The following is an 18,463-nucleotide window of genomic DNA, read 5'->3' as shown; positions in this document are numbered from 1 at the left end:
CGAACTTCCTCCCTAAGCCTTGTCGAGATCGCCATCCCGCCAGACGAGGTGACGCGGCGTCAGCGGCAGGTTCTCGATTTCCTCGGCAATGAAATAGGGCGGGATATCCAGTGCAGCCAGCGCCTCCCGGGTCGCCCGTACCCATTTGAATTCCAGCTCGTTGTCTCCGTCCTGAATGCGATGGACGATTTCCTGGTGGTCGAATGGAAAGCTGACGGGGATCTCCATCAGGTAATAGAGACCGAACTCGTGCCAGTCGCGCTGCTCATAGTGAAAGAAATTCTCCACCGACCAGAGAAGGCGCCCGACCGTCACGTCGACACCCAGTTCCTCGACCATTTCACGCCGCAGCGTTTCCTCGGAGGTCTCGCCAATCTCCGCGCGGCCGCCGGGAAAGGTCCAGAATGTCTCATGCACGGCCCTATGGACAAGCACATGCCCTTCGCGAAAACCGAGGCCCGCCACCCGCATCTGAAAGCGAATGCTGCCGGCGTTCAATCTGATAAGCTTGCGTTTCGGCACGATTTTCATCCCACATCAACAACGACGATTTCCGGAGGCACCCCGAAGCGAACCGGCGCGATGGAGCAGCCGAGGCCGCCGGAAACGATGATATGGCGTTCCTCCTCGACAATATGCCCGTAGACATATCTGTCGCCATAGCGCGACGGTGAATAGGGCGACCAGCCGAAGACCCTCACCTGACCGCCATGCGTATGGCCGGACAGGGTCAACGATACCCGCTGGGGAACGCTCGGGAAAATATCTGGCTCGTGCGCAAGAAGGATGACGGGCGCGTCATCCGTAACCTGCGCCAAGGTGCCGCCGAGATCATCGAGCCCCTTCGTAAAAGGTCGCTTCCAGCGCATGCTGCGGCGCAAGGCCAGCTGATCCTCGACGCCGGCAATCCAGAAGCCCTGCCCGTCTTTCTCCAGCCGCGCCGAGCGATTGGAATAGACCTCGATACCAGCTCCTGCCAGGGCCCGATGGCTGAAAGTCGGACCGTGACCACTCCTCTGGGCCGCCGCATCATGCCACCAGTCGTGGTTGCCAATGATGGCGTGGACGCCCAATGGCGCCTTCAGCTTTGCAAGCTCTGCCGCCCAAACGCGATGATCGACTCGGGCGGTAATGAGATCGGTTCCCGACGTATAGTCGCCGAGCAGAAGGATGATGTCGCCGCCAAGTTCATTGGCGCGGGCGCAGATCGAGGCGATGCGCTCAGGCCCCATCCACGGCTCGCAGGCATGAAAATCGGCAAGCGCCACGATCCTGAGCTTCAGACCCGGCGTCCATCGCGGCGGGGTCAGGGCATAGCGAGTGACACTCAGGCGAACGACAGGCTCATATCCGAGCGCATATCCCCCGAGTGCCAGAAAACCGAATACGCTGCCGCCGAAAAGCTTCAGAAAGGCACGACGGCCGAGCATTCATTCTTCCCCCTGGAACAACCGGAACTGCGCGGCCTCCATATCCTTCGGCGGCTGCATGTCGAGATGTTTCCAGGCAATCGCGGTCAAGACACGACCGCGCGGCGTGCGCTGAATGAAGCCCTGCTGGATCATGTAGGGCTCGATGATGTCCTCGATCGCATCACGCGGCTCGGAGAGGCCGGCTGCAATGGTTTCAATGCCCACAGGCCCGCCGCCGAAATTGACGGCGATCATGTTGAGGTAGCGCTTGTCGAGCTGATCGAAGCCGACATTGTCGACAAGAAGCCGCGTCAGAGCCTCATCGGCAATCTGCTGCGTCACCGCCTCGACCTTGGCGACTTCGGCGAAATCGCGCACGCGACGCAGCAGTCGGCCAGCGATACGCGGCGTCCCGCGGGCGCGCCGCGCTATCTCGCGCGCGCCCTCGTCGGTCATGGGGAGGCCCATCAGCCTGGCGCCACGCCGGACGATCAATTCAAGCTCTTCAACAGTGTAGAAGCTCAACCGAACCGGAATGCCAAAACGATCCCGCAAAGGCGTCGTCAGCAGCCCGAGGCGCGTCGTGGCGGCAACCAGCGTGAACTTGGCAAGATCGATCTTCACCGAGCGCGCGGCCGGACCTTCGCCGATAATCAGATCGAGCTGGAAATCCTCCATGGCGGGATAGAGGATTTCCTCGACCGCCGGGTTGAGGCGATGAATTTCGTCGATGAAGAGCACGTCGCGCTCCTCGAGATTGGTGAGCAGTGCCGCAAGATCGCCGGCCTTGGCGATGACCGGGCCGGAGGTGGAGCGGAAATTGACGCCAAGCTCTTTCGCCATGATCTGCGCCAGCGTGGTCTTGCCGAGGCCGGGAGGACCAACGAACAGCACATGATCCAGCGCCTCGCCGCGCCCCTTGGCCGCTTCGATGAACACCTTCAGGTTGGCACGCGCCTCCGCTTGGCCGGTGAATTCGTCCAGCGACTGCGGCCTGAGCGTCGCATCGATATCTTCGCCCCGCTTTTCCGGCGATATCAGGCGTGCGGCTTCACTCATGTCAGAAGTTCCATTCCCGGTATGCGTTTCGCGTCTCTTTCGCTGAAAACGGCCTCAATATCTGCCGCTTTCAAAATAATCCCTCACGAAAGAGCGTCGCAAGTCGATCCCTCGACTTTGAGACAATAGTAAGGAATGCGGAAGGTGCAAAGCCTTACCGCGCCAGTTCCTTGAGGCCGAACCGGATCAGCTTGGCGCTGTCAGCACCCTCGCCGGCCAGTTTCATCGCTGCCGCAACGGCATTGGCCGCCTGATCGCGCGAATAGCCGAGATTGGTCAGTGCCGAAACCGCGTCGGCAACGGGTGCTGCGGCTACCCCTTCGCCCAGTTCCTGTTTCAGACCGATATTCGCCGCCTCGCCGGCAAAGGCCGGCGCCTTGTTCTTCAGCTCGGTCATGATGCGCACCGCAACCTTAGGGCCGACGCCCGGCGCCCGCGAAACCGCGGCGCGATCCTGCAGCGCGATCGCATTGGCAAGCTCGGCTGGCGTCAGGGTCGACAGCAGCGCCAGGGCCACCTTCGCGCCGACGCCCTGCACGGTCTGGAGGATGTTGAACCATTCGCGTTCCAGCGCCGTGGTGAAACCGAAGAGCCGGATCTGGTCTTCACGGACATAGGTCTCGATGAAGAGAATGCAGGCCTCACCGGCGGAACCGAGCTTCGACAGCGTGCGAGCCGAACAATAGGCGACATAGCAGACGCCATGCACGTCCACGAGCACATGGTCCTCGCCGATCTCTTCGATTGTGCCTTTCAGCTTGCCGATCATGAATTTCGTCCGTCAGGGATGGGTTTCGGGGGAGATGAGATCAACGGTCGGGAAATAAGATCGATAGCCTTTGGAATCCCGCGTCAATATCGAGTAACCGCGAATGGCGGCATGTGCGCCAATCAGAAAGTCGGGAAGAATACGCTCACGTCCACCACCGCTCTGGCGATAGATCTTGAAGGCTGCGGCAGCGGCAAAGGCAGCGGCCCAGGGTAGGTTTTCGCGGCGAAATTCACTTTCCGGCAGCAGCTCATCCACACGGTCCATGCTGCTATAGCGCACCGAAAACTCCGCATAGATGATGGGATTGATAACAACAGGGCCACGCTTGAAAGCGGAAAAAACCTGCCCATTCGACCAACTATGCCAGGCTGAACCGGGCATGGCCAAGTCCACCAACACGTTGGTGTCTACGATGGTGACCATGATTACCGGTCACGTGTCAAAGACATCAGCGCTTCGGCGTCGATATCCTGATCACCAGTACCTTCAAGGCGCTTGAGGGTGGCCATGAACCGATCAAGCCGCTGCCGATCCTCGATTTCGCGCTTGCCGTTCTTGGGCGAAACAACGAGCTTTCCATCCTCGACGGAAAATATGACTTCGCTGTTGAGCTCTATGCCGGCCAACTCGCGCAGGTCGCGGGGGATAGTTACCTGTCCTTTGGATGTCACGCGCATTTTCGCTCTCCGGATCTCGCGGTAAGAATTATCATTACCACAAGAACATGTCAAGAACATACTACCCCGCCAATGCCGCCTGCCGCAGCCGGTTGGCGCCGCGATTATGGGCGTGACAAATGGCGATGGCGAGAGCATCGGCCGCGTCGTTGCCCTTGAATTCGACCTTGGGCATCAGGATCTTCAGCATCATGTGGATCTGCTGCTTCTCGCCATGCCCGACGCCGATGACGGCTTTCTTCACCGCGTTCGGCGCATATTCGGAGACCGGAAGACCAGCGCGCGCCGGCACGAGCATGACGACGCCGCGCGCCTGCCCGAGCTTCAGCGTCGCAACAGCATCCTTGTTGACGAATGTCTGCTCGACGGCCGCCTCATCCGGCTTGTAGCTATGGACGATCTCGGCAAGCCCGTCGTGAAGCTGGCAAAGGCGGGAGGCGAGATCCATATCGCCGTCCGAAGTCACGGTTCCCGACGCCACGAAGCGCAGGGAGTTGCCAAGCGTATCGATGACGCCCCAGCCAGTGCGGCGCAGGCCCGGATCGATGCCGATGATGCGAATCGTATTCTGCATGGGTCAACCTATCTTTCAGGCCTGACATGTGCCAGCAAAATGTGAACAAAACAAAAACAAGCCACAGATTGCCACAGCAGGGACCGCGCTTAAAACATCGTGACGAAATTGCGGCGGCAGGGTTTGGAATGCGAAGGCGGCGCTCCTACATGTGGAGGCAACCCTCCCTTCCACCACGCAGGTTTCTTGCCATGGTTCCCTTTTCCATCCTCGATCTTTCGCCCGTTGCCGAAGGCAGCACCATTCGCCAGTCCTTCGACAGTTCGAAGCGCATGGCGCAGAAGGCGGAGGAGCTGGGCTACAACAGGTTCTGGCTCGCCGAGCATCACGGCATGCCGGGTGTCGCCAGCGCCGCGACCGCTGTCGTCATCGGCCATGTCGGCGCGGCAACCTCGCGCATCCGCATCGGTTCGGGTGGCGTCATGCTGCCCAACCACTCGCCGCTTGTGATCGCCGAGCAGTTCGGCACGCTGGAAGCCCTGTTCCCCGGCCGCGTCGATCTCGGCCTCGGCCGGGCGCCGGGCACCGATATGCGCACGGCGCAGGCTCTGCGCCGCAACATGGATGCCGGCGCGCAAACCTTCCCCAACGACATCGTCGAGCTGCAGCATCTCTTCAGCGCCGCCGACGAGAACCAGATCATCCTCGCCGTCCCCGGCCATGGCGCCAACGTGCCAATCTGGTTGCTCGGCTCCAGCCTCTACAGCGCCCACCTCGCCGCCATGCTTGGCCTCCCCTATGCCTTCGCCTCGCACTTCGCGCCCGAATCTCTGTTGGATGCCGTCGCCATCTACCGCGACCGCTTCACGCCTTCGGCGACCCTCGACAAGCCCTATGTCATGGTCGGCGTCATGGGCTCGACGGCGGATACGGACGAGGAAGCGCAATATCATTTCACCTCCGCGCAACAGCAATTCGTCAATCTGCGCCGCAATGTGCGTGGCCCCTTCCCTCGCCCGCGCAAGGACATGGACGATTTCTGGACGCCGATGGAAAAGCTGAATGTGGAAAACACGCTCCGCTACGCGGTGGTCGGCTCTCCTGCGACGGCGGAGAAGAAGCTCTCGCAATTCATCAGGGATACCGAGGCCGACGAGGTCATCATTTCGATGCCTATCCACGACATCGAGGCACGCCTGAAATCGGTGGAGCTGTTCGCGACGCTTCCGAGCTTCAAGAAGGTCTCCTAAGCTTCCGAGAAAAACACCGATGAGCCAACCTCTTGTGGGTGGCTCATCGGGTGCAATGAGTCGATCAGGATGCGAGATTCATCTTCCAATAACGCTGGATGACCGTATCCAGAGACAACCTGCCAGCCCCGGCGACGATCAGCACGAGCATTCCGCCTGATATCGCCAGGTCCTTTTCAAAGTGCAGGAATTCATTGTGGCTGGCGAAGTTTGTGTGAAACAGCAGTGCGGTCAGCACGCAGAACAGGCAGAGCCCGAGAGCCGCCAACCGGGTCATCAACCCGGTGGCGATGGCAAGTCCACCGGCAATTTGCAGCACGATGGTCGCAGTCGCAACCGGGGCAGCAACGCCGAGCTTGGCCATGGCATCCAGTGCATTGTCGAAATGGCTGAGCAGTTCGATACCCTCCTGCAGGAAGAGCAGCGACAACAGCATGCGACCGAACAGCAGCCCTATGTCAGTCAGATTGACGAGGGTTGCACTTTCCTCTTCGAATTCCATGGATTCTCTCCTTCACTCCGAAACCCAACGGGTTCGCGACCCGGCCTCGGCGGCATCTCCACAATTGGACGAATGAAAATGCCGCCGGGTCGGATGATGCCGAGTTCTACTTGGTCCCCTTGGCGGCGATAGCCTTGGTCAGATCCTCAAGTTCCTCGCAGCCAGCCGGGCAAAGCTTGGTAAGCGTGGCAAGCTGCTCGCGTGCCTTCGGCATGTCGCCGGTCTCGACATAGAGTTCGCCGAGATATTCATGCGCACCCTTGTGATCGGGCTGCAGCTCCAGCGCCTTGGTGTAGTAGGTGAGCGACGTCCGGAAATCCCCGGTCTTGCGCAGGGTGAAGCCCATCAGATTGTAGACATCGGCCTGCTGATGCTCCTCGGCGATGTCGCGAAGCTCGGCAAGCGCGCCGGCATAATCCTTCGCATCGATCTTGGCGCGCACCGAGGTCAGGTCAGGCGCGTCGGTGGATTCCATATTGTCGACGGCAAAGGCGACGCCCGCCGTGGCGGCTGGAAGGATGGCGACGGCGCACAGGCCGGCAATCCCGATAAGAGCATGTTTCAACATGGTTTTAGCTCCTCTGTTTGGCCGTTCAGGCCTGGATGGTGGGGGTGAATCCGTAGGTATTGCCGTCCTTGACGAAGGTGCCGGAGCCCGGGAATGGAAAATGCGAGCCGCAGATCCTGATCTTGTCGGCGATGACACGGTCGATCAGCCTGCGGCGGGTGGCGACAGCCATCGGGCCGTCCTGGTCGTAGCTGCCTTCCCATTCGGGATGAGGTGCTAGCAGCGCCGGCACGTACATGATGTCGGCCGAAACAAGCAGCTGTTCGCTGCCGCCATCGATATGGAAGACCGAATGGCCAGGTGTGTGACCGTATGCCGCCATGATGCGCACGCCCGGCACGACCTCGGCACCGTCATCGACCAGCTTCCAGTTCTTCCATTTCGGAAAGACGGACGCGATGCGCCGGCCGGCTTCCTTGCGGCCCTCCGCCAGCTTGTCGACACGGCTGGGATCGGTCCACCAATTGTATTCGTTGGCGTTGACGATCAGCTCGGCATTCGGGAAGACAGGTGCGTTCGTTCCCTTTTCCATCAGGCCCCAGACATGGTCCGGATGGAAATGCGAGATCATGATCGTATCGATCTTCCGGTAGTCGATGCCGGCAGCGGCCATGTTGGCCGGCAGATGCGTGGCATTGGTCTGCCATTGCCCGACACCGGAGCCTGCATCCATCATGATCTTGCGACCGCCAATATCGAGAACAACGACGGTCAGCGGAATGGGCATGAAGTCGGTCGTGAGACCAGCCTTGGAAAGAGCCTCCTTGGTGTCGTCGACGGAAGCGTTCTTGATGAAGGCCGGGTCGTGCGGCTTGCGCCAGATACCGTCATAGATCGCGGTGATTTCGACCGAACCGACCTTATACTTGTAGAAGCCGACGGCCGGCTCCAGCGGCGTCGCGGCAAAGGCTTGGGGAATGAATTCGAGCTTCGACGACAGTCCGAAGGCTGCCGCGGCGGCGGCCGTTCCGAGCACGGCACGGCGGGTCATGTCCAACATCGCAATATCTCCTCAGGGTGATGGCCTTTCAGCCAGGCGAAGGACGCTGCAGGTTGCCGTCCTCGCTGAGGAAGAAGATCGAAGGCCGCCGGGGCTTATTCCCTCCGACAAGAAGAATTCGTTCAAGCATTTGAAAGTAAACGATTATTTTGATCGTTGGCTGAGGGGTCAAATCGCAATCCGTCCGATGCTGGTCGACTGGATGCATCGCCTTAGATTTTTTTCCTGCCCAGGGGAATAAAACCCATGCGAGCGCGATCTAGGTTCTTAGGCAACATTGCAAGCGCCGGAACCGAGGCTTAAAGTCGGCATCGGCGTTTCGCGGGGACCATGATGACAGACGCCCAGATGATCAGCTCTATTTCATTCGACCGTCAACTTCATACAGTGACCTTGAACTGGCTGCGAACGAGCGCGATACACAGCCTGCAGCAGTTTGCCGCTCGATTGGCAGCCCTCCTTGCGGGAGAGAGCGAGCGCGGAAGAGCGACACCCGCTTGTCCCAATCTCATGACGGCAACCGGGCTGGGCGACACCGCCAAACCGCATGCGCGTACGATCTCATCCGCCGACGAGACCATGCGCCATTTCCAGCGCACCATCATTCCACATCTGGATGCCGCCTATAATTTTGCACGTTTCCTCAGCCGGGATGCCGATGCCGCGCAGGATATCGTGCAGGAGGCGTTCCTGCGCGCCTATCGCGGCTTTGGCGGCTTTCGCGATGGTGATGCCCGCGCCTGGACCTTCACCATTGTCCGCAACTGCTATCACGCCTGGCTGCAGGAGGGGCGGCGCAAAAACCGTCACGAACAGCCGATGACTAGCGGCGATGACTTATCGGAAGACACACCGTCGCCGGAGGCGGTTTCCGAAGAAGACACACCTGAGATGGCCCTTGTCCGCAAGACGGAAACGCTGCGGGTACGTGAGGTCATCAACATGCTGCCCGACGCCATGCGCGAAGTCCTGGTGCTGCGGGAACTCGAAGACCTCTCCTACAAGGAGATCGCCGAGATCATCGATGCCCCGATCGGCACCGTCATGTCGCGCCTCGCCCGCGCCCGCCGCGATTTCGGCGAGGCCTGGCGCAGCCTCGATGAGAAAGGGGCGGCGCGATGAGCGAAGGGCAAATCAATGATCACGGCGAGTGGAGCGACCTTCTGCACGGTTTCATCGATGGTGAACTCGATGCCAGCAACGCCGCGCGCTTCGAGGCGCATCTTGCGACCTGCGCAGACTGCGCCCAGGAGATGGAAGAGGCTCTCATGGTGAAGCGCCTTGCCGGCCGCGACGGCGTGAAATGGCAGACGCCGGATGCTGTCCACGCACGCGTCCAGACTGCGCTGGCGCTAGAGCAGGCGATGATGGCGCGCGCTATGACGGCGGCGACCAGCACGGAGAGCCCATGGCATCGCTTCTGGCAATTCGTCCGGCAATGGAGCTTCATACCCTCCCTCGCCGTACTGGCAGCGAGCCTGATGCTGGTCTTGAACGTGCCGCAGCAGAGCCAGACGATCGAGGATCAGCTTCTGGCGAGCCATGTGCGCTCGATGCTCGCCGATCACCTGACGGATGTGCTGACCTCCGACCAGCACACCGTCAAACCATGGTTCAACGGCAAGATCGATTTCTCCCCGCCGGTGGTCGATCTGGCGACACAGGGCTTTCCCCTTGTCGGCGGCAGGGTGGACTATCTGAACGGCCGGGTCGTCGCGGCGCTGATCTACCGCCGGCATGGCCATGTCATCAATCTCTTCATCTGGCCGGGGACATCAGCCAATCGCAACACGGCGGAGAAGGACGGTTACAATTTCGCCGAATGGTATGCGGATGGGCTGGTATTCTGGGCGGTCTCGGATGTCAGTGCACCGGATCTCACGGCCTTCCGCGACGACTTCTCACGCGCCACCACACCCTGAGGCAAACAAAAAAGCCGGCCGCATCGCTGCGGCCGGCTTCCTTCAATCAATCACGCCGATCAGGCTGACAGCTTGGCCATCACCTCTTCGGAAACTTCGAAGTTCGAATAGACATTCTGCACATCGTCGTCGTCTTCAAGGCTATCGATGAGCTTCATCAGCGATTGCGCCTTTTCTTCATCGACCGGCACATTATTCTGCGCGCGCCAGATCGCCTTGACGGTTTCGGCTTCGCCGAGCGTCGCTTCGAGCGCCTTGGCAACCTCGTTCATCGCTTCGAAACCGCAGATAATGGTGTGGCCTTCTTCGTCGCTCTCGACGTCGTCGGCGCCGGCTTCGATCGCCGCTTCCATAACCTTGTCGGCATCGCCGACGGTCGGCTTGTAGGTAATCTCGCCGACATGGTCGAAGGAGAAGGAAACCGAACCGGTTTCGCCCAACGCACCGCCTGCCTTGGTGAAGATCGAACGGACGTTCGAGGCTGTGCGGTTGCGATTGTCAGTCAGCGCCTCGACGATGATCGCCGTGCCGCCGGGGCCGTAGCCCTCGTAGCGAACTGCATCGTAGTTTTCGCCGTCATTGCCGGAGGCCTTCTTGATGGCGCGGTCAATATTGTCCTTCGGCATCGACTGGGCCTTGGCGTTCTGTATCGCCAGGCGCAGGCTCGCATTCATGGTCGGGTCGGGCAGACCCGCCTTGGCGGCGACGGTGATTTCACGCGCCAGCTTCGAGAACATTTTCGAACGCACCGAGTCCTGACGACCCTTGCGGTGCATGATGTTTTTAAACTGTGAATGGCCAGCCATGGCACCCCTGTTCACGTCTTTTGTTGGGAATGGGCGGCGTTATAAGAGCGAAGCGGCCTTGATTCAAGCAAAAAGCCGGATTGAGGACGGCCAGCGCTCACAAAGCGTTGCTGCGGTGCCGATGATCAGATGCCCTTCAGCACATAGATCAGCGGCTTGCGCGGCAGGGTCTTCAACGAAACCGTGACGCTTGACGTCGGCGCGTAGCCAACATCGAAATCAGGGCCGAACAAAGCCAGGAATTGATCGACAGGCGGTCCCCAGCGATGCATGGGCAGGATGAGCGACGAGCGCAGCCGCTTGACCACCCGGCTCATACTGTCGGCTCCCATGGTCAGGCCGCCATCGACCGGCACCATCACGACGTCAAGGCGCCCAATCTCGGCATATTGCTGATCGGTCAGTTCGAAATGCAGGTGCCCGAGATGGCCGATGCAAAGCCCCGCCACTTCGAAGATGAAGATCGAATTGCCGTTGGGCTCGACGCCGCCACCCCAGGTGCGGATATCGGTCACCACGTTGCGGATCAGCGTATCGCCTACGGTCAGGTGGATCTTGGCCGGCTCACCGGGCGTGTCGTTCCAGCCGTGCAATACATATTTGATCGCCGGGTCGGGCGTCAGCGTGTAGTGGCTCGGATGCGCCTTGTTCATGGTGACGACTTCGGGCGTGTAGGGCGGTGGATAGGCGCCGCTGAAGTCCGTGGCGATCGAAACGCCGCCTGGTGTTTCGATGAATAGCGTCGCATGGCCGAGGAAGGTAATTTTCACGTCGTCATTGACGGTATCGCTGGCAGGCGTTGCCGCCGGCCCCGAGAAGCTGGCGAAGGTCGCCTTTGGCAAGGATTGGGCAATCGCCTGGCATTGGCTGGGCTGCGGGCGAGAAGGCTTTTGCTGGGCGTCAGCCGTGCCCCAGCCGAATATGATCGATAGGAAGAACACGGCAAAGACAGGAAACCGCGGCATCATGCCATCCCCTCAAGCCCGATAATGGCGAAAGGATGCGACATGACCCGAAACAGGTCCAGCGACAATCAGACGCGGTTGCTCACAATCGCGTCATTGGATTGCGGTGATGAATTATCGTGCAGCGTTTAGAGCATTTCCAGGAAAAGTGCACAGCGGTTTTCCGTCCGGAAATGCGTAAAAACAAGGAGATAGAGCATTTTCGCGATTCGAAGAAAAGCGAAAAGGCGCTAGCGCCAGAATTCGGGAATGGTTTCCGCCAGCCTTGGTCCGAGCCTCAACGGCGCGATCTTCTCGGCAAGTCCCGTCGCATCCGATATCTCCACGCCGACGCCGCAGATGGTCGCGGGTCCAGATGCCGCTTCGAAGCGGCCCTTCGGCATCTTCGAGATGAACCGGTTGAGCGGTTCCTCCTTCTCCATGCCAAGCGAGGAATCATAGTCACCGCACATGCCGGCATCCGACATATAGGCGGTGCCGCCGTTCAGGATCTGCGCATCGGCGGTCGGCACATGCGTATGGGTGCCGACGACGAAGCTGGCGCGGCCATCGACGAAATGGCCGAAGCATTGCTTCTCGCTAGTCGCTTCGGCATGAAAATCGAAAATGATGGCGTCCGCCTGTTCTTTCAGCGGGCATGCGGCAAGAATGGCTTCGGCTGATTTGAAAGGATCGTCCAGCTCGGGATGCATGAAGACGCGGCCCATGATGTTGGCGACGAGCACGCGGGCACCGTTGCGCGCATAGTAGATGCCCGAGCCACGACCCGGCGTGCCGGCCGGATAATTGGCGGGACGCAGGAATTGGTCATGGCGCTCGCAGAAGGTAACGGCCTCCTTCTGGTCCCAGACGTGATTGCCCGTCGTCACCACATCGGCACCGGCGTTGATCGTCTCCAGAAAGATATCCTCGGTGATGCCGAAACCGCCGGCGGCATTCTCGCCATTGACGATGACGAAATCGAGTTTCAGATCAGACACGAGACCCGGCAAGCGGTCCCACACCGCAACCCGCCCGGTCTTGCCGACCATGTCACCCAGAAAAAGCAGCCGCATTCGCTATCCAATCGCTTCCGAAACGAAATTAAGTCCGCTCTCGGTCAAAATCGCGTCAAGGCGGACATCATGCGGCTCAGCCGGTACTGATGGCACTTCTTGGCAATCGAATGCAATGCCGATGAGGCGCGGATTCAAGCCTTTTTGATGCAGACGGTCGATGGCGCGGTCATAATGGCCGGCGCCATAGCCGATGCGGTGGCCGGTTTTGTCGAAAGCCGAAAGCGGCACCAGCATCACCTCCGGATCGAGGACAGCCGCATCAGGCCCCGGTCCTAACGTCCCGAACCCGACAGGAACCAGTGGTACACCCGGCACGAATTCGCGAAAGACGATCGTACTGCGGTCGAGGATGACGGGCACGCAGAGCCGCGCACCACGTTCACCAAGCCTTGCCATCAATGGCTGGATATCCACCTCCGAGCGGATCGGCAGAAAGCCGGAAACGATCGTGCCCGGCCGGACATCGATCGCGTCGCCGCCATGGGCGGCCATGGCCAGCCCCTTTGAGATGCGTTCATCGGCCGGAATGGCATCGCGCGCCGCCAGACGCTCGTTTCGATACTGGGCTTTCAGTTCTTTGGGGGTCATCTCATCTTCGCGATTTTAGACAATATCACGAAAACATAATGAGCCGGCAGCCCATTGCAAAGCATGAAAACGACATGTGGCGATGGCATAGCGCGGGCGAGCATCAGCCGCCGTTGTGCAAGATCGACATCCTGCCATCGCCTTCTATGTGCACGCGGACATTCTCATAGTTCGGCAGGCTCGAGTGAGTGGTTTCGACTGGATGCGAATGCGTGGCGGTAATGACCATCACGTCGGCGCCAGCCGCCTCGCCCGCCTTGATGCCAGCCAGGACATCCTCGAACACCAGGCAATCGGAGGTGCGCAGCCCGAGACGTTCCGCTCCGAGGATATAGCCCTGCGGATCGGGCTTGCCGACCTTGACGTCCTCTGCGGTCACGATGAAACGCGGCACCGGGATGCCGGCGGCGTCAAGTCGTGCCATCGCCAGACGGTACGGGGAGGACGTCACGATCGCCCACCGCTCCGGCGGCAGTGACGCCAGGAAATCGGCGGCACCCGGAAGAGCGACCACGCCCGCGAGGTCTGCAATCTCCGCCTCCATGATACCAATCGACTCGGCAACCGGATCAACGCCAGGCAAGTTCAGCTGACCGATCGTATCGACACCACGCTTGCCATGCATGGTCGGCATGAATTCTTCGACGTTCAGACCCTTGCTGCGAGCCCAATTGCCCCAGACGCGTTCGGCCGCCGCGATCGAGTTGATGATCGTGCCATCCATATCGAACAGGAAGCCGGAATAGGTCTTGGTGAAGGCGGAAGACAAAGCTGAACCTTTCTGGAGGTGAGAATGAATGGCCGCTGGCATGTGCCATTCGCGATAGATGTCTTTCCGGACTAATGGCAGCCGCGGCAAGAAGCAAATGATTGCTGGGCGGCGGGCACGGAATAAGCACTCCGTTCGCCTAGCCGACCCATAAGCGCAAACGGCCTCGCATTACGACGAGGCCGCAAGAACACATACGCGCGGCACAGGCCGGCCGCGCGTATCAAGCATCGATTATTCGCCGAGGCGGCTCTTAAGGCCATTGATGATATGGTTCGACAGCGCCTCGTAGTCGTCGTCGAAATGGTGGCCGCCATCCATGGCGATGACTTCGGCGCCGGTGCCTTTCAGCAGCGGGCATCCGACATCCTCGTCGTCGTCCTTGCCGTAGATGCATTGCACCATTTTCGGATTGACCGATTTGAGGTCGTTGATGGGATCACCACCCTTGCCCTCGCTTGAAGCTCCGAGCCAACCCATGACCGAAATCACGTAATCGACCTTCTTCGACAGCGACAGGAGGGACATCTGCACGATCTTATCCTTGTCGGGCTGCTTCAGGCGGTTGTAGCTCGCCGGCAGCACATCGGCGCCGAACGAATAGCCGATCAGCACGACATGCTTGACCTTGAAGCGCTTGGTGTAGAACTGGATCATGCGCGCGAGATCGTCGGCCGTCTGTTGCGGAGACCGCTCCGACCAGAAATAGTGCAGCGAATCCACGCCCACTACCGGAATGCCCTGGTCCTGCAGATAGCTGCCGACTTCCTTGTCGATATCGCGCCAGCCGCCATCGCCCGAATAGACGATCGCAAGCGTGTCTTCGGTGGGCGTCGTCTCCATGACATCGACAGGCAGGCCGAGCGGCGATTTCGCGCTGTCGATCGACTTCATCAGATCCGTCAGCGAAGCCTCGAGCGTCGCGTATGTATCGTCGAGATCGGAATCCGTGGTCTGGACTTCAGGATGATCCTTCTGGATCTCCTCGACATGATCGCGTCCGTCCTTCGGGGCCTTCGAGGTGAAGGTGACCATGATCGGATTGGGCAAGGCACCGTCCTGCAGGCCGAAGGACACCATGTCGCCATCGGTCTTCTTCTCGGCCGGCGTGCAAAGCTCCTGCTTCAAGCCGATGCCGGCGGTCGGATCGACGGCAAGCGTGCCTGCGACGGTCGCATCGGGCGTCTGCGCTGCAATCGTCAGCGCCATGGCGCCGCCTGCACCGACGCCGGCGATGACAGGCAGCTGGTAGGTGCTGTCGGCGAAGGACCGCTGCACCTGCTGGCTAAGCGATTCCAGATCCGCAACGATGTAGATGCAGCCGTCGTTCTGGCTGACATCATACTTGTTCAGCGAGGTCAGGAAGGACGGATAATCGATGCCGATGACAAGCGAGCCGCTGGTAACGAGCTTCTCGGCAACCGCCTTTTCCTTGTCGCCCCAGCCGGCGACGTCGGAGATCAGCACGACCTCACTCGTCACCTTGCCTTGCGGACGCAGGATATGCGGCGCCGGGATCATGCCCAGATCGTATTTGGTATCGTCTTCGTCAGCCCTTGCCGAACCAGACACCAGCAGGCCCATCGACAACATGCATGCGAAAGCCAATGACATTGCGTATTTCAAGATCATTTCCTCACGACCCCCTTAAGTCCGCCCCCGATGAGGAATGTGGCATCCATCAACGCGATCATGGGACTTACACCTCCCGACACAGCCAGATAGCGCGGCTGCCATTCGGGATGGAACTTTGATTTGAAGGCACGAAGCCCTTTGAAATTGTAGAAACGTTCACCGTGCTCGAAAACGGTCCCCCCGACCCTGTCCCAAACCGGTGCCGATTCTCGTCTCGACATGCCTGAAAGCGGCGCCATGCCGAGGTTGAAGCGATGGAAGCCTTGCTCCCTGAGGTATTCGAGGATCTGCACGAACAGAAAATCCATCGACCCCTTCGGAGCATCAGGCGAGAAACGCATCAGATCGACGGATCCCTCTTCCTTGGTCTCCGTCATCAGAATATTCGCAAAAGCGACGATCTTACCATCCTTCTTCAATACGCCCACCGGCTGTGAAGTCACATAGTCCGGATCGAACGCGCCCAGCGAAAAGCCTTTTTCCTTGGCATTATGATCGGCAAGCCATGTCTCAGACACATGGGTAAGCTGATCCATCACATCAGGTATATCCTGAGGCTCGATAACGGCAAATTCTAGTCCATCGCGAACTGCACGGCTTGCCGTCTGCCGAAGGTTGGCCCATTTGCCGCCCTTTAGCTCGAAATTCGAGAGATTGACCACCGCCAGTTCACCGAGCTTGAAAGCCCGCAGACCCGCATCCGCGCAATAGGACAGCAGCGCCGGCGAGATCTGATAGAAGACGGAACGGCACCCCGCCGAGCGCGCAGCCTCGACGAAGCGCCAGATAAGATCCGGGAGTGCGTGGCGCGGGCCAACCGGGTCGAAAAGGGCAATCCACGAGCGGCCCTGCTTGCCGTACATGATGAAAGCATCGCCCTTTTCCGAGAACATGATGCTCTTGTCGGCCATGCGCACCAGATTGGCGTCGGCGATGCCTTGCTTGCGGACGATCGCCACGGCACGCGCCACCACATCTTCCGTTACCGGCTCCAGACGCTTCGTTGCGGGACGCAGCAGGCTGAAGATCGCGATCGCCGACGACAGAATGGAAATGCCAAGTGCTGCGCGAAGCCCGCGCGGCGCTTCATCGGCAAATTCGAACTGCCACCATAGCTGGTTGCTGTATCCGACATCGCGATAGACGAAGAACAGAATGACGATGGCGCCGATGCAGATCACCGCAATCGCCGTCAGCCAGCCGGCGGTCAACGTCTGGCTCAGCAGCGAGGCCGGCCGGGTGAACAGCCGGCGACTGACGATGAGACTGAAGACGAGGAATGCCAGCAATCCGGCCTCGACGATGGCGATGGCCTTCAGCAGCGACAGCAAAAGCGCCAGCACGGCCGAGAAGACACAAACCCACCAGGCACCGTCCAGACGCTGACCGAGGCCACGCGCGGCGACGACCATCGTCAGTCCGAGAAGGCTGGAAAAGAAATGCGCGCTTTCGACGACTGGCAGCGGCAGATAGTCGGAAAGGACGATCAGGTTCTGGTCCGGCGTCGGCGTCACGCTCGAAAAGATCAGCATCATGCCCAGCAGCAGTGCAAAGGCCGACAGCAGCTGCGGCATGAGGCGCCCGCCGACCCGGCGCATGCTGGACGCGGCCGGATGATCGACAAACCGGCGCAATTCCGCCACCGAGATCGCCGCAATGGCGATGACGAGCGGAATGACGTTGTAGATGACGCGATAAAGAACGAGCGAACCCAACACGGCATCTTCGTTCACCGAGCTGCCGAGCCAGGCGATGATGATGGTCTCGAAAACGCCGAAACCTGCCGGAACGTGGCTGAGTACGCCCAGACCGACCGCGATGGCATAAATCGCAAAGAAACCCGGCCAGCCGATGGAGGATTCCGGCAGCAGCACGTAGAGCACCGAGGCGGAAGCGGCAATGTCGAATGCCGTCACCAGGAACTGCCGCGACCAGGTGCGCGAATCCGGCAGGCGAACGGCGATCGGCCCGATCCGCACTTCGCGCCCGTTGCGTCCGATAAAGATGACGAATGCGAGCGCCGCGAGAATGGCAACGGCAACCAGACGCAGCCACAGTCCGTCGACATCGATCAGCGGCCCGATCTCATCTGCGATCACAAGCAGCGCGATGGCGCCGACGGCAGCAAGGCCGAGACCGAAGGCAAGCGTGACGAATGCGATGACGCGAGTGATGTCATCAGGCGAGAGACCCAGCCGGGTATAGGCGCGATAGCGGATTGCGCCGGCGCTCAGCGCGCCGAAGCCGGCCGTGTTGCCCACCGCATAGGCGCTGAACGATGTCAGCGCGACATGCGGAAACGGCAGCCGCTTGCCGATATAATCGAGCGCGTTCTGGTCATAATAGATCAGGGAGGCAAAGCTCAGACCCGTGAACAGCAGCGCCAGCAGCACCGAGGAAATCTTCGTCGTCGTCAAGGCATGCACGACGTCGTCGTAGCGGACTTCATTGGTCAGATCGAAGATCGCATAGGCAGCAAGACAGAAGACGGCAACGGTGAGGACAGCGACAATCAGCGTGCGGTAGCGATTGAGAAAGCCGACGATACCGCCGCGCTCTTCCAATTCCTCATCGGCTTGTTCCAGATCGATTGGGCTCGACATGCTCTACCTGTTTATATTGACCTTCGCCGGTCCCGATTGTTCGGATATTCAGTAACACCGGCGACCTATGTTCGCGTCACCGCTTTACACTGCTTTCAATGAGCCCGTTATTACGCGCGCTCCCATCATTCTGAATTTAGGCAATTTTGGCGCAGACCTTGTTCCGCCGGCAGTGAATTCACGATTATTTAAAGAAATTCGCCACTCACACTGCTTTTGAACGTGCCCCACACACAAAAGTGATCTTCGCATCCCACCTTAAGCGCAGCTCCCTATCAGGAATTTGTAGCCCGGTCACCTGCCCCGGAACAGCTTTCGGACGAACATTTTCTTTCCGCCAAACGATGGTCGCCGCGTAGTCGC

20 protein-coding genes are annotated in these 18,463 nt (G+C 59.9%); 3 read left to right on the top strand and 17 right to left on the bottom strand.

What is annotated here, in order from left to right; all coding sequences use genetic code 11:
* Positions 1-12: 12 nt before the first annotated feature.
* The 7 genes from A6U86_RS31960 to ruvC all read right to left on the bottom strand — a co-directional run bounded on the left by A6U86_RS31960 (position 13) and on the right by ruvC (position 4,494).
* Positions 13-522 (bottom strand): NUDIX hydrolase, encoded by a 510-nt coding sequence (locus A6U86_RS31960; protein WP_198929119.1) that lies wholly within the window; start codon positions 520-522, stop codon positions 13-15.
* 5 nt (positions 523-527) lie between these two features.
* Entirely contained in the window at positions 528-1,430 is a 903-nt protein-coding gene (locus tag A6U86_RS31955; RefSeq protein ID WP_068400362.1) for a metallophosphoesterase, read from the bottom strand.
* A complete protein-coding gene (gene ruvB, locus A6U86_RS31950) occupies positions 1,431-2,471 on the bottom strand; it encodes a Holliday junction branch migration DNA helicase RuvB (protein WP_068400359.1) in 1,041 nt (346 codons plus the stop codon).
* Positions 2,472-2,625: 154 nt separating this feature from the next.
* Positions 2,626-3,240, bottom strand: a complete 615-nt coding sequence (gene ruvA, locus A6U86_RS31945; RefSeq protein WP_068400357.1) for a Holliday junction branch migration protein RuvA — start codon at positions 3,238-3,240, stop codon at positions 2,626-2,628.
* 12 nt (positions 3,241-3,252) lie between these two features.
* Positions 3,253-3,666: a type II toxin-antitoxin system VapC family toxin gene (locus A6U86_RS31940; RefSeq protein WP_068400354.1), complete on the bottom strand. Its 414-nt coding sequence runs from the start codon at positions 3,664-3,666 to the stop codon at positions 3,253-3,255.
* A gap of 2 nt (positions 3,667-3,668) precedes the next feature.
* Positions 3,669-3,920: an AbrB/MazE/SpoVT family DNA-binding domain-containing protein gene (locus A6U86_RS31935; protein ID WP_007701353.1), complete on the bottom strand. Its 252-nt coding sequence runs from the start codon at positions 3,918-3,920 to the stop codon at positions 3,669-3,671.
* A 61-nt stretch (positions 3,921-3,981) separates the two neighbouring features.
* On the bottom strand, positions 3,982-4,494 hold the full coding sequence (gene ruvC, locus A6U86_RS31930) for a crossover junction endodeoxyribonuclease RuvC (RefSeq protein WP_068400352.1): 513 nt from the start codon (positions 4,492-4,494) through the stop codon (positions 3,982-3,984).
* A gap of 191 nt (positions 4,495-4,685) precedes the next feature.
* Here ruvC and A6U86_RS31925 point away from each other — a divergent pair, with 191 nt between their 5' ends.
* Positions 4,686-5,684, top strand: a complete 999-nt coding sequence (locus A6U86_RS31925) for an LLM class flavin-dependent oxidoreductase (protein ID WP_068400349.1) — start codon at positions 4,686-4,688, stop codon at positions 5,682-5,684.
* A 64-nt stretch (positions 5,685-5,748) separates the two neighbouring features.
* On the opposite strand, the gene A6U86_RS31920 is transcribed toward A6U86_RS31925, so the two are convergent.
* The 3 genes from A6U86_RS31920 to A6U86_RS31910 form a co-directional block, all read right to left on the bottom strand.
* A complete protein-coding gene (locus A6U86_RS31920) occupies positions 5,749-6,186 on the bottom strand; it encodes a DoxX family protein (RefSeq protein WP_068400347.1) in 438 nt (145 codons plus the stop codon).
* 106 nt (positions 6,187-6,292) lie between these two features.
* Positions 6,293-6,754 carry a tetratricopeptide repeat protein gene (locus tag A6U86_RS31915; protein ID WP_068400344.1) on the bottom strand — a complete coding sequence of 154 codons (462 nt, stop codon included), beginning with the start codon at positions 6,752-6,754 and terminating at the stop codon, positions 6,293-6,295.
* Between the two features lie 25 nt (positions 6,755-6,779).
* On the bottom strand, positions 6,780-7,754 hold the full coding sequence (locus A6U86_RS31910; protein ID WP_068400341.1) for an MBL fold metallo-hydrolase: 975 nt from the start codon (positions 7,752-7,754) through the stop codon (positions 6,780-6,782).
* Between the two features lie 333 nt (positions 7,755-8,087).
* Here A6U86_RS31910 and A6U86_RS31905 point away from each other — a divergent pair, with 333 nt between their 5' ends.
* Together A6U86_RS31905 and A6U86_RS31900 are read left to right on the top strand one after the other, a co-directional pair.
* Positions 8,088-8,876 (top strand): sigma-70 family RNA polymerase sigma factor, encoded by a 789-nt coding sequence (locus A6U86_RS31905; RefSeq protein ID WP_234906239.1) that lies wholly within the window; start codon positions 8,088-8,090, stop codon positions 8,874-8,876.
* Complete coding sequence (locus tag A6U86_RS31900; RefSeq protein WP_068400339.1) at positions 8,873-9,676, top strand: anti-sigma factor; 804 nt, start codon at positions 8,873-8,875, stop codon at positions 9,674-9,676. Before A6U86_RS31905 ends, A6U86_RS31900 begins: the two co-directional genes overlap by 4 nt.
* Positions 9,677-9,735: 59 nt before the next feature.
* On the opposite strand, the gene A6U86_RS31895 is transcribed toward A6U86_RS31900, so the two are convergent.
* From A6U86_RS31895 to mprF, 7 genes are all read right to left on the bottom strand, one after another.
* The gene (locus A6U86_RS31895) at positions 9,736-10,482 is read right to left on the bottom strand and encodes a YebC/PmpR family DNA-binding transcriptional regulator (protein ID WP_068400336.1); all 747 of its coding nucleotides are present in this window, start codon (positions 10,480-10,482) and stop codon (positions 9,736-9,738) included.
* A 125-nt stretch (positions 10,483-10,607) separates the two neighbouring features.
* A complete protein-coding gene (locus A6U86_RS31890; RefSeq protein ID WP_068400331.1) occupies positions 10,608-11,450 on the bottom strand; it encodes an MBL fold metallo-hydrolase in 843 nt (280 codons plus the stop codon).
* Between the two features lie 227 nt (positions 11,451-11,677).
* Positions 11,678-12,502 carry a TIGR00282 family metallophosphoesterase gene (locus tag A6U86_RS31885; RefSeq protein ID WP_034476099.1) on the bottom strand — a complete coding sequence of 275 codons (825 nt, stop codon included), beginning with the start codon at positions 12,500-12,502 and terminating at the stop codon, positions 11,678-11,680.
* 3 nt (positions 12,503-12,505) lie between these two features.
* A complete protein-coding gene (locus tag A6U86_RS31880) occupies positions 12,506-13,093 on the bottom strand; it encodes a 5-formyltetrahydrofolate cyclo-ligase (protein ID WP_068400328.1) in 588 nt (195 codons plus the stop codon).
* A 103-nt stretch (positions 13,094-13,196) separates the two neighbouring features.
* Positions 13,197-13,904 (bottom strand): HAD family hydrolase, encoded by a 708-nt coding sequence (locus A6U86_RS31875; RefSeq protein ID WP_068400324.1) that lies wholly within the window; start codon positions 13,902-13,904, stop codon positions 13,197-13,199.
* Between the two features lie 192 nt (positions 13,905-14,096).
* On the bottom strand, positions 14,097-15,494 hold the full coding sequence (locus A6U86_RS31870; protein WP_068400322.1) for a virulence factor: 1,398 nt from the start codon (positions 15,492-15,494) through the stop codon (positions 14,097-14,099).
* A complete protein-coding gene (gene mprF / locus A6U86_RS31865; RefSeq protein ID WP_068400320.1) occupies positions 15,491-18,100 on the bottom strand; it encodes a bifunctional lysylphosphatidylglycerol flippase/synthetase MprF in 2,610 nt (869 codons plus the stop codon). The genes A6U86_RS31870 and mprF overlap by 4 nt, the downstream gene beginning before the upstream one ends.
* Between the last annotated feature and the right edge of the window lie 363 nt (positions 18,101-18,463).

This window comes from Rhizobium sp. AC27/96, assembly GCF_001692325.1.
Lineage (GTDB): Bacteria > Pseudomonadota > Alphaproteobacteria > Rhizobiales > Rhizobiaceae > Rhizobium.
The sequence above is the reverse complement of the archived record's forward strand: the minus strand, read 5'-3'. Positions and strand labels throughout refer to the sequence as shown.

Excerpts from the sequence above, each read along its gene's own strand:
- A6U86_RS31880 (WP_068400328.1), bottom strand. The coding sequence starts at position 13,093 with ATGACCCCCAAAGAACTGAAAGCCCAGTATCGAAACGAGCGTCTGGCG.
- ruvA (WP_068400357.1), bottom strand. The coding sequence starts at position 3,240 with ATGATCGGCAAGCTGAAAGGCACAATCGAAGAGATCGGCGAGGACCAT.
- A6U86_RS31920 (WP_068400347.1), bottom strand. The coding sequence starts at position 6,186 with ATGGAATTCGAAGAGGAAAGTGCAACCCTCGTCAATCTGACTGACATA.
- A6U86_RS31905 (WP_234906239.1), top strand. The coding sequence starts at position 8,088 with ATGACAGACGCCCAGATGATCAGCTCTATTTCATTCGACCGTCAACTT.
- A6U86_RS31870 (WP_068400322.1), bottom strand. The coding sequence starts at position 15,494 with ATGATCTTGAAATACGCAATGTCATTGGCTTTCGCATGCATGTTGTCG.
- ruvB (WP_068400359.1), bottom strand. The coding sequence starts at position 2,471 with ATGAGTGAAGCCGCACGCCTGATATCGCCGGAAAAGCGGGGCGAAGAT.
- A6U86_RS31910 (WP_068400341.1), bottom strand. The coding sequence starts at position 7,754 with ATGTTGGACATGACCCGCCGTGCCGTGCTCGGAACGGCCGCCGCCGCG.
- mprF (WP_068400320.1), bottom strand. The coding sequence starts at position 18,100 with ATGTCGAGCCCAATCGATCTGGAACAAGCCGATGAGGAATTGGAAGAG.
- A6U86_RS31955 (WP_068400362.1), bottom strand. The coding sequence starts at position 1,430 with ATGCTCGGCCGTCGTGCCTTTCTGAAGCTTTTCGGCGGCAGCGTATTC.
- A6U86_RS31915 (WP_068400344.1), bottom strand. The coding sequence starts at position 6,754 with ATGTTGAAACATGCTCTTATCGGGATTGCCGGCCTGTGCGCCGTCGCC.
- A6U86_RS31925 (WP_068400349.1), top strand. The coding sequence starts at position 4,686 with ATGGTTCCCTTTTCCATCCTCGATCTTTCGCCCGTTGCCGAAGGCAGC.
- ruvC (WP_068400352.1), bottom strand. The coding sequence starts at position 4,494 with ATGCAGAATACGATTCGCATCATCGGCATCGATCCGGGCCTGCGCCGC.
- A6U86_RS31890 (WP_068400331.1), bottom strand. The coding sequence starts at position 11,450 with ATGATGCCGCGGTTTCCTGTCTTTGCCGTGTTCTTCCTATCGATCATA.
- A6U86_RS31875 (WP_068400324.1), bottom strand. The coding sequence starts at position 13,904 with ATGCCAGCGGCCATTCATTCTCACCTCCAGAAAGGTTCAGCTTTGTCT.
- A6U86_RS31885 (WP_034476099.1), bottom strand. The coding sequence starts at position 12,502 with ATGCGGCTGCTTTTTCTGGGTGACATGGTCGGCAAGACCGGGCGGGTT.
- A6U86_RS31895 (WP_068400336.1), bottom strand. The coding sequence starts at position 10,482 with ATGGCTGGCCATTCACAGTTTAAAAACATCATGCACCGCAAGGGTCGT.
- A6U86_RS31935 (WP_007701353.1), bottom strand. The coding sequence starts at position 3,920 with ATGCGCGTGACATCCAAAGGACAGGTAACTATCCCCCGCGACCTGCGC.
- A6U86_RS31900 (WP_068400339.1), top strand. The coding sequence starts at position 8,873 with ATGAGCGAAGGGCAAATCAATGATCACGGCGAGTGGAGCGACCTTCTG.
- A6U86_RS31940 (WP_068400354.1), bottom strand. The coding sequence starts at position 3,666 with ATGGTCACCATCGTAGACACCAACGTGTTGGTGGACTTGGCCATGCCC.